The sequence below is a fragment of the Rathayibacter sp. SD072 genome (assembly GCF_017355185.1).
GTDB lineage: Bacteria > Actinomycetota > Actinomycetes > Actinomycetales > Microbacteriaceae > Rathayibacter.
Genome location: NZ_JADILJ010000036.1, coordinates 26,485 through 40,516, shown reverse-complemented (window position 1 = coordinate 40,516; position 14,032 = coordinate 26,485). Strand labels below are relative to the sequence as shown.

Sequence of the window (14,032 nt, the reverse complement as noted above, 5' to 3'; positions counted from 1 at the left end):
CCACCAGAAGACGGACCGCGACGCTTCGAGACCGCCCCGGACGGCGGGCGATCGTGGCCGTCATCGAGCGTCCAGCAGGGCACGGGTGAGGGAGGGCATGAGCAAGACGGTAGGTCCGCCGTCGCGACGTCGGCTATGCGCACTCTATGAGTCACTGATGAAAGCAGGGCCTTTGTCCTCGCATAGACGCCTCATAGGAAGATCATCGGATTGCCCTAGGCGAGCGCTGTTGTGTCGTCGTCATGGTCAGCACCTCCTCCCTCACCCAGTCCATCTCCCGCCGCGGGATCCTCGCCGGGATCCCCCTCGCCGCCCTGGTCCTCGCGGGCTGCACGACCAACGGATCCACCTCCACCGCGACCGGCACCGCGACGACCGCACCTACGGGCACTCCGGCGGCCGCCGGATCCGTCGCTGCGCTCGCGCAGGCGTTCCAGGCGTCCCTCAGCGCTGAGCAGCAGGCGACGCTCGTGCAGAGCTACACCCTCACCAACGCCGAGCTGTGGTCGAACTTCCCCCAGGCGCTCCTCAGCGGAATGGGCGGCGGAGCGGCTGGCGGCGCCGGCGGTGCACGGCCGTCCGGCGCGTCCGGGTTCCCCACTGACGCCGCTCGACCCAGCGGCGCTGCCGGCGGTGCAGGTGGAGGCGGCGCCCCCGCCGGTCTCGGCGGCGGCGCACGGCTGGGGCTGAGCATCGGGGACCTTTCCGACGCGCAGCTCGCCCTGTTCCAGTCGCTGCTGAAGGCGACTACCGGCACGGGATCCGGCGTCGGCTACGACGAAATCCAGCAGCACTTGAACGCGGACGACTACCTCGCGGACAACGGCGGCGGCGACGACTACGGCCGCTCCCAGTTCTTCGTCGCCTTCCTCGGCGTCCCCCAGGACACCGGAACGTGGGAGTTCCAATTCGGCGGTCACCACCTCGCCGTCGCGAACACCTACATCAACGGCTCACTCGCCGGCGCGACCCCCTCCTTCCGCGGCATCGAGCCGAACGGGGACTTCGAGTGGGACGGTTCCACGAACCACCCGATGGCCGCAAAGGAAGCCGCGTTCACCGCCGCGTTCTCCTCGCTCACGAGCGACCAGCAGGCGAGTGCGAAGCTCAGCGACGTCTACTCCGACCTCGTGCTCGGTCCGGGCAGCGACTGGGCGTTCCCGGCAACGAAGGAAGGCCTCCAGGTCTCCGGGCTCAGCGCCGACCAGAAGGCACTCGTTCTCGCCGCGATCGCCAGCTACGTCAACGACATCTCCGACGCGGAAGCGGCCACGATCCTGGCCACCTACAAGGCCGAGCTCGATGACACCTACCTCGCCTACTCCGGGTCGACCACCTTCACCCAGCTCAACGACTACTTCCGCATCGACGGCCCCTCCGTCTGGATCGAGCTGTCCCTGCAGAACGGCATCGTCCTCTCCGGTTACCACCCGCACACCGTCTGGCGCGACCACAACACCGACTACGGCGGCACCAAGTCCTGACCGCCCACCCAGTTCGGCAATCGAAGATCACGCCTGTCCCGGGCGGTGTCGGACCGATGAGAACGCGACGCTGTTGCGGCAGACCATCCCCGAACGGAACACCACTCCGCGCCGCTAGCGTGACGCCATGATGGGTCAGCGTGAGCGCAGAGTTCGAACGAAGGTTGAGCAGTTTGCTTGGGGGCTGACGGGCTTCATCGGCTTACTCGGCCTGTTTTGGGCACGGGTGCAGCAATGGTCGCTCAACTGCTTCGGCTACGAACTGGGTGAGTTCGAGAACTGGGATGCCCTCGCCGTTGCCAGCGGCACCCTCGCACTAATGGCTGGACGCCGCTGGTCCGCTTGGAAGAGGTTCTTTGTTGACTACTTGGGCCTCGTGCTCGTGATCGCGCCCCTGGCGGTTCCCCTCATTCCCGGTGTCTCAGATTTTTGGGAGCAGATGGCAAAGGCTGCTGTTGCGGCCGGAGTGTTGATTTTGCTCGCACGCTCATGGAAGGACCTGCCTGTCATATCCGACCAGTCTGTGCCTTGATGCATCTAGACAGTCGACGGGTGCACAGGGCGGAGGCTGAGCTACTTCCCTAAGCCGGGGAGCCCGCCGGAAGTGATCTGGGGTCGCCCGGTCGCGTAGATGCGTCGGTCGAGGCCGCGCGCAGCGCGGTCGGGATCTGGGTCCTTCTTGCGGTGTGTGTTCGCGTACTCGAACGCGGCCGCGAGCTCGGGGTCCATGTCCTTCTCTGGCCGCGTCTGCGCGCGCTCCGGTCGGGACCGCTGCGCGGCGCGCGGTCGCGGCTCAGCCGCCGGCCCCGGGCAACGTTGACCTGCGGCGTTGTCGTGAATCGACATTCGACCGTCAGGGCGGAGGGCGTGGTCCTCCTGGCATCCGGAGCAGAGCGCGAAGTGCAGCGGCATGACGGGCGCCTAGGTGAGCAGCTGGACGGGGACGCCGGCGGCGATGTCCTCGCCCTCAATGGTGGCGAATCCGACGGAGCCGATCAGGTCGACGCCGAGCGAGGAGTCCGGGAACCGGGCGACGAGGGAGGCGCCACGGTCGGTGACGTGGGTGGCGTCGTAGTTGGCCTGGGTGGCGCTCTGGAACTCGAAAACGAACGCCTTCGTCTCCTGCTCTGAGATGCGGACGCCGAAGTGCTTGACCGTGGCGCTGTCGGCGCCGGTGAGCTCGATGCCGTAGGTGAACCATTCGGCCGGCTGCGGCAGCTCGAGCGGATCGCCCAGGGTGAAGGTCGCGGTGATCCCGGCGGCGTCGACGGCGACGTGCACGGCGATCAGCTCGCGGGGTGTCGGTGTGCTCATGCGCACACCCTAGGGCGGCGCTCGATCCGCAGGGGCGGCGCTTGACGTGTTGCTCGGCGAGACCACCGGGAGGCACCCTCCGTTCGTAGGCTGAGCGCATGTGTGGTCGTTTCGTCGTCAAGGACTCCACGGCGGCTCTGCTGCCGGATCTCGTTTCGGCCGACTTCGGAGGGCTGCGGCCGAACTACAACGTGGCGCCGACGTCGCCGGTGACGGTCGTGCGTGAGCGCGACGGGGAGCGGTCGGCGCCGGTCGTGCACTGGGGGTTCGTGCCGGTGTGGGCGAAGGACTTCAAGAAGCAGCGGCCGCAGCCGATCAACGCGCGGATCGAGACGGTCGCGAGCTCGCCCATGTTCCGGAAGGCGTTCGCGACGTCGCGGGTGCTGATCCCGGCGGCCGGCTACTACGAGTGGACGGTGACGGAGACGGGGAAGCAGCCGCACTTCATCTACGAGCCCGACGCGGCCCTCGCAATGGCGGGCATTGTCTCGGCGTGGCCGGACCCGTCGAAGGCGGAGGACGATCCGGAGAAGTGGCGGCTGTCGACGGCGATCATCACCCGCGACTCGCATGTGGCGCCGGGTGAGGTCCACGACCGGATGCCGGCGTGCATCACACCGGACGGGTACGACGACTGGCTTGGCGGACACCTCGACGTCGACGCTCTGATGCAGCTCCTCGACCGGGAGTCCTACGCGGTCGCGCACGACCTGGAGCACTACGAGGTTTCTCGAGACGTGAACAGCGTCCGCAACAACGGACCCCACCTGCTCGATCCGCTCCCTCCGGCTATCGCCGCGAGCTGAGCGGGATGACTCTCGACCTCTCGGCGTTGCTGCTGATTCTCTTCCTGAATTATCTGCCGTTCATCGCGGTTGGCTTTGTCATCGTGTTCGTGATCGTGGGGTTTGTGATCATCGTTCGCCGTGAGGCGCGGCGGGAGAACAGGTAGGGGCTGCTAGAAACAAGCGATCACCGTTACCTGCTTGGAGACACCGAATGGCACAGAAGCTCACCCTTATCGATGACCTGGACGGCTCTCCGATCGAGAGTGACGGTGGAACCGTCACATTCTCGATCGACGGCGCGAACTACGAAATCGATCTGTCGGCGGAGAACACTGCCGAGCTGCGCCGCGTGTTCGAGAAGTACGTCGACGCCGGCCGCCGTGTGCGCCGGGACGGCAACGCCGGCGCCTCGACTCCTTCCCGGGCGAAGAGCGACCCGGAGCGGTTGAAGGCGATCCGGGAGTGGGCGGCGAAGAACGGACACAACGTGTCCGATCGCGGCCGCATCTCTGCTGATGTCCAGAAGGCGTACGACGACGCCCACTAGGGCGGCGTCGCCGTCGACGCTCGGATGAGCGTCGAGCTCGGCGGCGCCGAGACGGCGACGATCAGCCCGCCGCCTGACTTGTCTACTTGTAATCAAGTAAGCAAGTCGCGCGGAATCCGCCGCCTGGCGCAACTCAATCGAGATGCGGGCGTGTCGGGGTCAGTCCCAGCCTCAACTGCGAAGGTGAGGGCATGGCGACTCCCCGCACTCCTCTGGCTCGTGCCGCTCTGGTCAGCAACGGCATGGTCTGGTTCGGCCTGTCGTTGATGTTCGCAAGCATCGCCGGGGAACAGACGTACGCGGCGTTCACCGGGCAGTGGTTCAACGTCCTCGGTTGGGTGCTCCTCGTCGCGGTCGCGATTGGCCTGGCCGTCGTGGGCGTGATCGAGAATCGGAACATTCGGGCGGGGAAGACGCACAAGCCGCGCGCGCGCCGCTGATCGTTACTCGGCCGCGGGTTCTCCGGAGAGTTCGGCGCGGGCGCGCTCGATGTAGCTGAGGCCGGCGGCGCGGAGCGCGTCGATCGGGATCCTGTGTTCGTCATGGGGTACTCCGATGACGGGCAGGGGCGTCGTGAGCAGGGCGATGTCGCGAAGCTCCTCCGCGAGGGCTTCGTCGTAGACGCCGGTGTCGCGGTCAGCGAAGGCGACGACCTCGACGCCGGTGGTGAGCCCACGGGCGGTGAGGGTGTCGCGGACGACGGCGAGGTAGGCGTCCTGGTATGCGGCGACGTCGCGGTCCCAGACGACGTTGATGGCGTGGGAGAGCTGTTCCGTCGATCGGTAGCTGTCGTACCGGGGGTCGCCTGCCTCCTGGGCGCGGGTGAGGACTGCTTCGTGAATCTCACCGAGCTGCGCGTAGTGCTCGGCGCGCAGTTGCTCGGGGTCGGACATCTCAGCGGCGATCGCTGCGGTTCGGGCCAACTCCTCGGCGGTGGTGTGCTCCTGGAACATCGCCGCCGTCTCGACGTCGGTGCTGACGGAGAGGTCGATCTGGTCTTGATCCGCGAGGTCGAGGAGCCCGAAGTCCTCGAGGTCGGATTCGGCTGAAACGACGACGCGGACGGGTGCCGTTCGCCATTCCAGGGTCTTGAAGCCGCGAGCCATCTCCTGCGCGAAGTGCTGCTCGAGCAGCGCCGGGAGGCAGCCGCAGTCTTCGTTCTCGTCGTGGTGGTGGCCGATGCAGCGATCATCGGAGCAGCCGCACGCGTCGCCGCCCCACTCAGCGGCGGAAGGTGAGCCGTGCTCGCGCGCCCATTCGTCCGGGTCAATGCCCTGAGCCCGGAGGGTGTCGATCACGTCGGGAGAGAGCGTCATCGTGGTTGTCCTGTCTGATCAGGCGCGGCGGCCGGCGGTCGCGAGGGGCGGGCGCCTCCATCGTTGCATCCGGCTACGACACTGGCGGTGGTGGGGGGTCGAGGGGGCTCTCCCCCTCGTGCGGGCCGGCCCGTTTCGGGTCGGCCCGCACTCGCGCGCTCAGAGCATGTAGAGGTGGTAGCCGACCGCCACGCCCTCGCGGAGCGGGCCGAAGGTGTCGGCGTAGTCCTGCGTCTCGTGGCTGTTGGTGATGAGGTCGAGGGCGACGCGCTCCTCGTCGCTCTCGTCGCTCATCTCGTCGGGCTCGTTCTCCCACTCGCGCAGCACCCGGTGTCCGGCGTCGGTGACGCGGTAGAGCGCCCAGAAACCGGAGAACGTGCCCACGCTCTCGCGCTTGAACACGAGGGCCGTGGCGGTGGGCCAGGCGTGACGGGCGGCGGCGGTGAAGAGGACGCGGACGGCGGCGCGCAGCGCGCGGGCGTCGCCGGACTCGGCGGCAGCGTTCACGGCGTCCTGCGCGGCGCGCAGCTCGGGAGTGTGTCCCCACACGTCGACGTCGACGGCGGCGGGAGTCGTGGTGGTGGTCATGGTGGGCCTTTCTGCAGAGTCGAGGGAGGAGGGGCGGGGACCGGCGGAGGCCGGTCCCCGCGGAGCGGGCTAGCTCAGAGCCGCGGCGTCGGCGGCGGCGGTGTCGCCGGTGACGACCTGCTCGACCGGGGAGAGCGCGTAGCCCCAGGCGGCGAGCTGGCGGAAGTGGGCGGCGGCGCGGGCGTCGCCGCGGCGCCAGGACTCCTTGCTCGTGTTCGCCTCCTGCCCTGCGAGGACGATGGCCAGCGCGACCAGTCGCGCCTTCGCGGGGTTCGCCTCGACCAGCGGGGCCAGCGCGTCGGCGTGGTAGCCGGAGGGCTGGGTGACACCGAGAAGGGTGTGGGCGAGAGCGTTGCCGTTGCTCATCCCGCCCGACACGGAGGAGCGGTGCGCGGTGAGTCCCAGGGCGATGACGCGCTCGGCATCCTTCGGGAGCGTCTTGCGGGACAGGAGCGTCGCGATCCAGTCGCGGCGCACCGTCTCCGCGGCGATCCACGCACGGTTGTTGGCGAGGAGGATGCGGCGTTCAGCGGACTTCGCGGCCTTCTCCTTCTCCGTCTCGGGCTCGGCGGGCGCGTTGTAGGCGTAGCTGAATCCGTGGGCCGCGGGGTCCTGGATCGCGTAGGAGACGTGGGTGCTGCCGTCGTAGATGGTGCTGACCAGCACGCCGCGCGGCTCGATGGTCGCCAGGTGCTCGACGGTCACGCGCTTGCCGTCCTCCGTGCGCAGCGGCTCGATGCCGACCCACAGGCTGCCCTCCCCGTCGACCTGATCGCGGGTGAGGACGACGAATCCCGCGGCCTCCTGGTTGGCCTCCTCCGTCAGGACGGCGACGCGGCGGGCGCGAGCCTTGCGGTGGCGCTCCACAGTGTGGGTGAACTGGCTCGGGTTGGTGGTGGCAACGGCGATGAGGTCGGCGCGTACCTCCTCGTCGTTCTCGAAGTCGAGGATGACCGCGGCCTGGTCCAGGGTCAGCTCGTGCTCGTGCAGCGCGGTCCGCGCTACCGCGGACTCCTCGATCGCGAGTCCTGCCTTCACGGTCGCGGCCTTGGTGCCGGTGCGCTTGGCGATGGTCGCGGCCGACAGTCCCTCGAACGACAGTTGCGCCCATGCCGCGGTGCGGTCAGAGGTGGAGAGTTCGGCGCGCTGGTCGTTCTCGATGATCTGCTGCACGATCCGCTCGGCGGTCTTGTCGTCGCCCTCCACGACGTAGACGGGGATCGTCGCGAGGCCGATTTCCCGGCTCGCGAGGGTGCGGCGCTGTCCTGCGCGGACGATGACGTTGCCGTGCTCGTCGCGGCGTCCGAGGACGGGCGAGAGGATGCCGCTCTGACGGATGGAGTCGATGAACTCCTTCGTCAGCGGGGCGCTGGTGCGGACGTTCTGCTCGATCACGAGGGCGGTCGGGTCGATGTGCTCGATGGTCCCGTTTGCGGTGGTGTTCACGATGGTTTCTCCTCAATCAATGTGCGATCATTGAGGCGACGGGTCCCGTGGTTCTAGTGAAACTACGGGGCTTTTGTCGTCTTCCTGATCGTTTTTCTTTGCCTCTCCGGCGGGATGAAATCAATTGAGTGGAGTCGGCGGAGTGACGAGCATTTCGGGCGAAATAAGGGAGCTTGCGACCGCGTCCGAAATGCTCGGCACGTAGCCGACGGAGCGAGATAGATTGAAACCGCGGAGAGGTGAAGAAAACGGAGAAACAGGCCGCGTAGCGGCTTCCCCTCGGCGGTGCTCCGTCACCGCTGCGCGGGCGGAGCTCGCGCCCCCGGAACGGGGATGCCGGGGAGTGTGAGGGGGCAGCCCCTCACGGGCCGGCCCGAAGGCCGGCCCTCGCCCCCTCAGCTCGCCGCGGCCGTCTCCGCGACTGCCTCGCGGGCCGCGTCGAGTTCCGCGGCGGTGCGGTGTCCCTGCACGTCGGCGTAGGCCACGGAGTAGGGGCGCGTCCCGGCGTTCCAGTCCAGCGCGACGGTCACGGTCTTGGGGTTCACCCGGGTCACGACGCTCCACCCGAACCGGTGCTTGATCGCGTCGCCCTTCTTGATCGTCTCGCGGCTGTGGATCGTCACCTGTCCGGCGGCGGCCTGCGCGTCGCGGACCTCCGACCAGTAGTCGCGCTGGTCTTCGAGCTGCGCGCGCTCGGCGTGCAGCCGGTCGAGTCGGGCGCCGGTGGCCGGGGCGGTCGTCTCGATGTAGCCGCCGCCGAAGTTGTGCGAGCTGCCCTCGATCTTCCGCGTGCAGGCGCGGATGTCGGTGTCGAGCCGGTCGATGCGGCGCGCGACCGCGCGGGGCGCGTAGCGGGCTTCGGTGGTCCCGGCCGCGACGTCGGCGCGGGCTCGGGCGCGGGTGGCCTCGCGGTCGGCCTCGACGCTGCGACCCATCGCGGCGTCGGCCTTGGCGATCGCGTTACGGTGCCGCGTCTCCGAGTGGTGGCCGATCTTGATCGGCTCCCCTCCCTCGGGCAGGCGGCGGAGGGCGCGGCGGGCGGCCTCGTCCGCGTCGTCCGCCTGTTCGGCGCGACGGTCGGCCTTCGCGTCGAGCGCGTCGACGCGGGCCGCCTGGCGCTCGATGGTCCCCGCCTCCGCCTCGGCGGTGGGCCGGAACGTGTCTTCGGCGTTGACGGTGACCTCGTGCCCGGCCTCGCGCAGCGCGGTCGCGGCGCGATTGATGGTCCACCACTTCGGCAGGCGGTCGCGGGACTGCGGGACGTACCAAGCACCGATGGAGCGACCCCACCGCCACCCGGCCGCCTTCAGAATCTCGGCGGTGCCGTCTCCGCGGCTGGTGTCCTCGATGAGCGTTCCGGCCTCGGGGGTGTGGGTGATGGTGAGCATGTCGGTTCTCCTTCTCGCGTCGGGGGGGGGTCAGTCGTTGGTGGCGTAGTCGGCGGGCGTCTCGCTGCGGTCGTGCAGCGCGTACGCGGCGGGGAACAGGTCGAGCGCCCGGGCGACCGCGACCGGCACGACGACGTAGGCACCGGAGGCCATGTAGCCGATCCGCCCCTCCCCCGCCGGCTCGACGGGCTCGAAGTGCTGCAACGTCACACCGGTCAGCGACGCGCGGCCCTCGCGGGTGACCAGGTGCACAGCCGGGGTCTGGTCGGTCACCGGGTCGCTACCACCGGCGCCGACGATGACCACCTGGCGCGCGGTCCGGCTGATCCCCTCCGCCCCGGGTCCGTGGTATTCGCTCTTGATGACCTCGGTACGGGTGCCGCGCTGCTGGCTCATGGTGTGTCTCCCTCTGGCTGATCGTTTTTCTTTGCCTCTCCGGCGGGAAGAACCGTTTGAGTGGAGCCGGCGGAGTGACGCCGATATCGGGCGAAATAAGCCCGCAGGGCGCGTCCGATATCGGTGGCACGCAGCCGGTGGAGCGAAATAGGTTGAGACCGCGGAGAGGTGAAGAAAATGGCGAAACGGGCCGCGTAGCGGCCTCCCTTCGGCGGTGCTCCGTCACCGCTGCGCGAGTGCAGCTCGCGCCCCCGGAACGGGGAAGATCGGGGAGTGTGAGGGGGTCGCCCCTCACGGGCCGGCCCGAAGGCCGGCCCGCCGCCGCTCAGCTCTCGCCGTCCTCGCTCTCGTCCTCGTCGGCGTCGAGGATCGCGGCGATACGGTGCGCGGTCGTGAGCACCCGCGCCGCGGTCCCGCGGATCACGTCGGCGTCGCAGTTGCTCCAGCTCGCGACGTAGCCGACGCTGTAGGCGCTCGTGTCGAACCCGGCGAGTCCGGCGACGACGAACGCGACCGACTCGGCTTCGGTCTCCATCACTCCGCGGTGCTGCGCGTACTCCTCCAGGTCGTCAACGTGACCCATCAGCACGTGTGCCGTCTCGTGGATCAGGGTCTTCGCGGCCTGCTCGGGGGCGAGGGTGTCGCAGACGACGACGGTGCAGTCCTCGGGGCGGGCGTAGCCGTTCGTTCCCTGCGGGAGCGTGCGGCGCTCGACCGTCCACCCTTCGGCCTCGAGAGCGGCCGTCAGGGCCTCGATGACGCCGTGGTCCTCGGTCCCGGTGAGTTGCTGCGCGAGGTCGCGGGGATCCTCGGCGCCCTCCATGAGGTCGGTCTGCTCGATCGCGAACACGGACACGAGCGGGTAGTAGGTCTGGACCTTTTGCCCCTTCTCGTCGGTGCTGGTCGTGGTGCCTTCCTCGGCTTCCTCGTCGGCGGCGATCTTCCGCTGAGCGAAGCCGAAAATCTTGATCGCCTTCTCGCCCTTGCGCACCTGGCGGCCCTTCGCCTGCCATGCCCGGAACCCGGCGACGGCGGAGGCGTCGGGGCGCTGAGCGAGGATCAGCAGGAGGTTGCCCAGGCTGTAGCGGTGGAACGAGGACGCGAACGAGAGGAACCGGCGCCACTGGTCGGAGTCGCGCAGCGCCTCGACCTGCTCGGTGATGCTCTCGTGCAGCGCGGCGGCCTGCTCGCGGCGCTCCTCCGGCGTGGTCCGGGGTGCGCGCTTCTTGGTGGCGGCCTTGCGGGTGGAGGTCGTGCTGGTCATGTCGGTTCTCCCTGTGTCAGGATCGACGCGACGGGTCCCGTGGTTCTAGTGAAACTACGGGGCTTTCGTCTTGTCTGATCGTTTTTTTGTGCCTCTCCGGCGGGAAGAACCGTTTGAGTGGAGGCGGCGGAGTGACGCCGATATCGGGCGAAATAAGCCCGCAGGGCGCGTCCGATATCGGTGGCACGTAGCCGGTGGAGCGAAATAGGTTTGTACCGCGGAGAGGAACAAAAAACCTCAAAGCAGTGCCGCGAAGCGGCTCCCGGTCGCCGCAGGCGATGTGCGCGAAGCGCACCCCGCCCCGGGCGGAGAACCGGGGAGGGTGAGGGGCCGGCCCCTCACGGGCCGGCGACGCCGGCCCTCCCCCACGCCGACCGGAACATGCTGACTTGTAAACATGCCTACAAGTCAGCATTCGCGGCCGATGTGGCTCACAGGCACCAGTCCTCGGACCAACCGGAGGGCGGGATGACCGCGTGTGCCTCGCCGGTCCAGTGGAGGTAGTACAGGGTGCTGCCGTAGTCGTGATCCCCGGCGGTCACGTCCATCTGGCGGTTCTCCACGTCTGGCTCCGCGCTGTTCCACCGGGTCGAGACGTCCACCGCGCGGAGTTCCCCGGAGTCGGTCACGAGCGTCTGGCAGACAGGGCACCGGAGCGCTTCGTACGTCTCGCCGTCGTCGGTCACCGTCTCGACCAGAAGCTCGGGGGCCGCTGCCCACACCTGCTGGTGCAGCTCCTCGATCGTGGCGAGCAGCGCTTCCGCGCGGCTCCCCGGCGTCTCCTGCGTGGTGGCGGCGACGAGTTCGGTATCGGCGGTCATCGGCGTGGACTGCATGATGTGGCGCTCCCTTGTCTGATCGTTTTTTTGTGCCTCTCCGGCGGGAAGAACCGTTTGAGTGGAGGCGTCGCAGTGACGCCTATTACGGGCGAAATAAGGGAGCTTGCGACCGCGCCCGGAATAGGTGGCACGGAGACGACGGAGCGAAATAGGTTTGCACCGCGGAGAGGAACAAAAAACCCCGAAGCAGCGCCGCGCAGCGGCTCCCGGTCGCCGCAGGCGATGTGCGCGAAGCGCACCCCCGCTCCTCGAGCGGAACACCGGGGAGAGTGAGGGGCCGGCCCCTCACGGGACGGCACCGCCGGCCCTCCCCGCAGAGAGCTGAGAGCCGCTGTCGGCGCCGAATGGGACGATGGAGGCATGTGGGAGCTGGCACACCGGACGCGCGCGGAATTGGCATCAACGGTGGTGCGCAGCAGCGCGGCGACGAGCGCCGACGCGATCGCGGAAGTGCGCGCGGCGATCCCGGAGGATCACGTCATCTTGTACGTGCTCCGGATCGACGGCGGCTCGGAGTAGGGACTACTCCGTTGCGGTGCGCGCGGCGCTCTCGCGGTCGGTCGCGACGCGGACGATCCCGCGCAGCACGGGCAGCAGGCCTACCAGCAGAGCGACGTAGGCGACGGTCGCGAAGATGCGTCCGGGAAGCCAGTTGGTGCCGTCGACCCACATGGAGGCGATCAGGAAGCCGACGCCGACCTCGATGGTGACGTAGACGCGCACGAAGTCGCGCGCGTGCTTCTGGGTTCGGATCGGCAGGTGCCGGTTCGGGATGCGCGCCAGCAGCACGGCGCCGGTGACGAAGAGGGCGACGGCGATCACGGCGAGGACGTTGGGGAGGAGGGAGTCGTACAACATCGCTTCTCTCGATCTACTCGGCCGCGGGGGCGGCGCTGCGGCGCGGGGTGCGCTGCGCGGCCGTCGTGACGACGGCGGTCGCGCGGGTGAGGTTGGGGCCGATCGCGTCGGCCTCGATCACGCGTCCCGTGCGGCGGTTCTCTCCCTCACCCCAGGCGACAGTGTGCTCGTAACCCACGACAATCACGCCGTCGCCCTTGTGGAGGGAGGCGAGCACGTGCTCGCCCAGCTCGAACTTCGCTTCCACGAAGTGCGTCGTCGGGGCCTCGTGCGCGATCCACTCCCCTCCGCGGAACTCTCCGGTGTTCTCGATCACGCGCAACTTCACGATCTGCACGCGGCCCGCCTGCACCGCCTCGGGGTCGGTGGCGAGGTTCCCGGTGATCGTCCTGGTGCTCATTTGCCGTCTCCTGCTCGTTCGGTTCGTGGGTCGTCCCGTCGACGTCGGCGGGATCTCGTTCGCGGCGTCGGCCGCGGGGGTGTCGGTGGGGGGCGTCTCGATGCCCCAGGACGCGAGAGCGTCGCGTCGGGTGACCTCGACGGGCGGCTCGGACAGCGCCCTGCGCTGTTCGAGCTCGGCGCGCGTCACGGCGTAGGCCGGAAGACGCCGCTCGTCGCCGTAGGCGATGCGGTAGTACCGGTCCGCCTCGTTTTCCAGCCAGTCGACCTCGCCCTGACGGTCAGCGCGCCCGGCGAGGTACCCGGCCCGGTAGTCGTCGCCTGCGGCGTCCGGGCCGGTCACGCTGCGTGCTTCTCGATGAGGTCGGGACGGAACCCCGACCAGTGGTCCTCGTCGCTCGCGACGACCACGGGGGCGGCCGAATAGCCCAGCTCCTCGGTGATGTACACGAGCGCGGCCGGATTAGTCGTGATATCAACGGTGGTGTACTCAATGCCCTTCTTATCGAGCACCCGATAAGTCATGGTGCACTGCACGCACGCGGGCTTGGAATAGACCGTCAGCGCCATGCCGGACTCACCTCCCGCCAGTAGTCGGCGTGCTCGTCGAATTCGTCGATGTCGCCCTCTGTGGAGTGCACAAAGAGCCACCAGTCAGCCTCCTCGGGATGACCAGCCTTCTCGATCATCTCCGCGATCACCGCGACCTCACGGCACGGCAGGCCGGGGGCAACAGCCTTGGCGACGTCGAAGCTCGCGAGGGCTGCCGTGTAGGCGCGGGCGGCGGCCAGGTATGTGGCGACCGCCTCGATTTCCTTCTGCTCGCTCATCGCTCGTTCCCCTCGGTGGTGGTGTGGTGAGCGTCGCCCTCGTCGTCGTCGGTGGCGTGCTCCGCGATCCACAGGTCCGCGGCCTCTCCCCTGCCTGCGGCTCGCAGGAGTCCGGCGAGGGCGTCGACCTCACCACAGTTCAGCCGCGCTGCGACGTCCCCGGCAAGGTCCCAACTCGCGAACGTGTCCAGGAACGCCGCGAGGGCCTCCTCCACGCTCGGCGCCGGTACGGCGGGCTCCGCTCCCCCGGCGTCGACAGCGGGCGTAAGAAGGGCGATCAGCGCCTCCGCGAACGGGGACCCGTCCTGCTCGATCGCCAGCGCTCCGGGTGCGCCAGTCCCGGGCAGGCAGAGGGTGTTGCGGGCGTCCTCGAGGATTTCGGCGTCGGTGGCGGTGTCGTAGTCCGCGCTGGCCTCGCGCTGCGTGGTGCAGATGAGCGCGAGCTGCTCGGGGGTGGCCTGGCCTGTGGACGTGTTCGACATGATTCCCGCTTCTCCGGAACGAGACCGGGCCTCTCACCTGATGGTGACGCCTGGCTTATCCCTTGTCTGATCGTTTTTTTGTGCCTCTCCGGC

At 68.7% G+C, this 14,032-nt stretch carries 20 protein-coding genes; 7 read left to right on the top strand and 13 right to left on the bottom strand.

Annotated features, from left to right (window positions below; all coding sequences use genetic code 11):
* Positions 1-242 precede the first annotated feature (242 nt).
* Both IOC53_RS13795 and IOC53_RS13790 read left to right on the top strand, forming a co-directional pair.
* Positions 243-1,484: a DUF3500 domain-containing protein gene (locus tag IOC53_RS13795; RefSeq protein ID WP_207406559.1), complete on the top strand. Its 1,242-nt coding sequence runs from the start codon at positions 243-245 to the stop codon at positions 1,482-1,484.
* Positions 1,485-1,611: 127 nt separating this feature from the next.
* Positions 1,612-2,016 carry a hypothetical protein gene (locus IOC53_RS13790; protein WP_207406557.1) on the top strand — a complete coding sequence of 135 codons (405 nt, stop codon included), beginning with the start codon at positions 1,612-1,614 and terminating at the stop codon, positions 2,014-2,016.
* A 389-nt stretch (positions 2,017-2,405) separates the two neighbouring features.
* Here IOC53_RS13790 and IOC53_RS13785 read toward each other — a convergent pair whose 3' ends face one another.
* On the bottom strand, positions 2,406-2,798 hold the full coding sequence (locus IOC53_RS13785) for a hypothetical protein (RefSeq protein WP_207406555.1): 393 nt from the start codon (positions 2,796-2,798) through the stop codon (positions 2,406-2,408).
* Between the two features lie 98 nt (positions 2,799-2,896).
* On the opposite strand from IOC53_RS13785, the gene IOC53_RS13780 reads away from it, so the two are divergent.
* The 4 genes from IOC53_RS13780 to IOC53_RS13765 all read left to right on the top strand — a co-directional run bounded on the left by IOC53_RS13780 (position 2,897) and on the right by IOC53_RS13765 (position 4,573).
* Positions 2,897-3,604, top strand: a complete 708-nt coding sequence (locus tag IOC53_RS13780) for an SOS response-associated peptidase (protein ID WP_207406553.1) — start codon at positions 2,897-2,899, stop codon at positions 3,602-3,604.
* Between the two features lie 5 nt (positions 3,605-3,609).
* Positions 3,610-3,750 carry a hypothetical protein gene (locus tag IOC53_RS13775; protein WP_207406551.1) on the top strand — a complete coding sequence of 47 codons (141 nt, stop codon included), beginning with the start codon at positions 3,610-3,612 and terminating at the stop codon, positions 3,748-3,750.
* Positions 3,751-3,797: 47 nt separating this feature from the next.
* Positions 3,798-4,133 (top strand): Lsr2 family protein, encoded by a 336-nt coding sequence (locus IOC53_RS13770; RefSeq protein WP_207406549.1) that lies wholly within the window; start codon positions 3,798-3,800, stop codon positions 4,131-4,133.
* 191 nt (positions 4,134-4,324) lie between these two features.
* Positions 4,325-4,573: a hypothetical protein gene (locus IOC53_RS13765; RefSeq protein ID WP_207406547.1), complete on the top strand. Its 249-nt coding sequence runs from the start codon at positions 4,325-4,327 to the stop codon at positions 4,571-4,573.
* 3 nt (positions 4,574-4,576) lie between these two features.
* Here the strand turns inward: IOC53_RS13765 and IOC53_RS13760 are convergent, their stop codons facing one another.
* The 7 genes from IOC53_RS13760 to IOC53_RS13730 all read right to left on the bottom strand — a co-directional run bounded on the left by IOC53_RS13760 (position 4,577) and on the right by IOC53_RS13730 (position 11,352).
* Positions 4,577-5,449 (bottom strand): hypothetical protein, encoded by an 873-nt coding sequence (locus tag IOC53_RS13760; RefSeq protein WP_207406540.1) that lies wholly within the window; start codon positions 5,447-5,449, stop codon positions 4,577-4,579.
* 159 nt (positions 5,450-5,608) lie between these two features.
* Entirely contained in the window at positions 5,609-6,037 is a 429-nt protein-coding gene (locus IOC53_RS13755) for a hypothetical protein (RefSeq protein WP_207406539.1), read from the bottom strand.
* A 69-nt stretch (positions 6,038-6,106) separates the two neighbouring features.
* Entirely contained in the window at positions 6,107-7,483 is a 1,377-nt protein-coding gene (locus IOC53_RS13750) for a ParB/RepB/Spo0J family partition protein (RefSeq protein WP_207406538.1), read from the bottom strand.
* Positions 7,484-7,878: 395 nt separating this feature from the next.
* Positions 7,879-8,871, bottom strand: coding sequence for a DUF3560 domain-containing protein (locus IOC53_RS13745; protein WP_207406537.1), 993 nt, complete (start codon positions 8,869-8,871; stop codon positions 7,879-7,881).
* A 30-nt stretch (positions 8,872-8,901) separates the two neighbouring features.
* Positions 8,902-9,267, bottom strand: a complete 366-nt coding sequence (locus IOC53_RS13740; RefSeq protein WP_207406536.1) for a hypothetical protein — start codon at positions 9,265-9,267, stop codon at positions 8,902-8,904.
* A 325-nt stretch (positions 9,268-9,592) separates the two neighbouring features.
* Positions 9,593-10,531 carry an ArdC family protein gene (locus IOC53_RS13735; protein WP_207406534.1) on the bottom strand — a complete coding sequence of 313 codons (939 nt, stop codon included), beginning with the start codon at positions 10,529-10,531 and terminating at the stop codon, positions 9,593-9,595.
* Between the two features lie 431 nt (positions 10,532-10,962).
* Complete coding sequence (locus IOC53_RS13730; protein WP_207406532.1) at positions 10,963-11,352, bottom strand: hypothetical protein; 390 nt, start codon at positions 11,350-11,352, stop codon at positions 10,963-10,965.
* 378 nt (positions 11,353-11,730) lie between these two features.
* Between IOC53_RS13730 and IOC53_RS13725 the strand changes: the two genes are divergently transcribed.
* Entirely contained in the window at positions 11,731-11,889 is a 159-nt protein-coding gene (locus IOC53_RS13725) for a hypothetical protein (RefSeq protein WP_207406530.1), read from the top strand.
* A 3-nt stretch (positions 11,890-11,892) separates the two neighbouring features.
* On the opposite strand, the gene IOC53_RS13720 is transcribed toward IOC53_RS13725, so the two are convergent.
* Genes IOC53_RS13720 through IOC53_RS13700 form a run of 5 tightly spaced genes read right to left on the bottom strand, consistent with a single transcriptional unit; the run spans position 11,893 to position 13,939 of the window.
* Positions 11,893-12,228: a hypothetical protein gene (locus IOC53_RS13720; protein WP_207406529.1), complete on the bottom strand. Its 336-nt coding sequence runs from the start codon at positions 12,226-12,228 to the stop codon at positions 11,893-11,895.
* A gap of 13 nt (positions 12,229-12,241) precedes the next feature.
* Positions 12,242-12,970, bottom strand: a complete 729-nt coding sequence (locus tag IOC53_RS13715) for a single-stranded DNA-binding protein (protein WP_207406528.1) — start codon at positions 12,968-12,970, stop codon at positions 12,242-12,244.
* Positions 12,967-13,197 (bottom strand): glutaredoxin-like protein NrdH, encoded by a 231-nt coding sequence (gene nrdH, locus IOC53_RS13710; protein ID WP_207406527.1) that lies wholly within the window; start codon positions 13,195-13,197, stop codon positions 12,967-12,969. The genes IOC53_RS13715 and nrdH overlap by 4 nt, the downstream gene beginning before the upstream one ends.
* The gene (locus IOC53_RS13705) at positions 13,188-13,457 is read right to left on the bottom strand and encodes a hypothetical protein (RefSeq protein WP_207406526.1); all 270 of its coding nucleotides are present in this window, start codon (positions 13,455-13,457) and stop codon (positions 13,188-13,190) included. The genes nrdH and IOC53_RS13705 overlap by 10 nt, the downstream gene beginning before the upstream one ends.
* A complete protein-coding gene (locus IOC53_RS13700; RefSeq protein WP_207406525.1) occupies positions 13,454-13,939 on the bottom strand; it encodes a hypothetical protein in 486 nt (161 codons plus the stop codon). The genes IOC53_RS13705 and IOC53_RS13700 overlap by 4 nt, the downstream gene beginning before the upstream one ends.
* Positions 13,940-14,032: the final 93 nt, after the last annotated feature.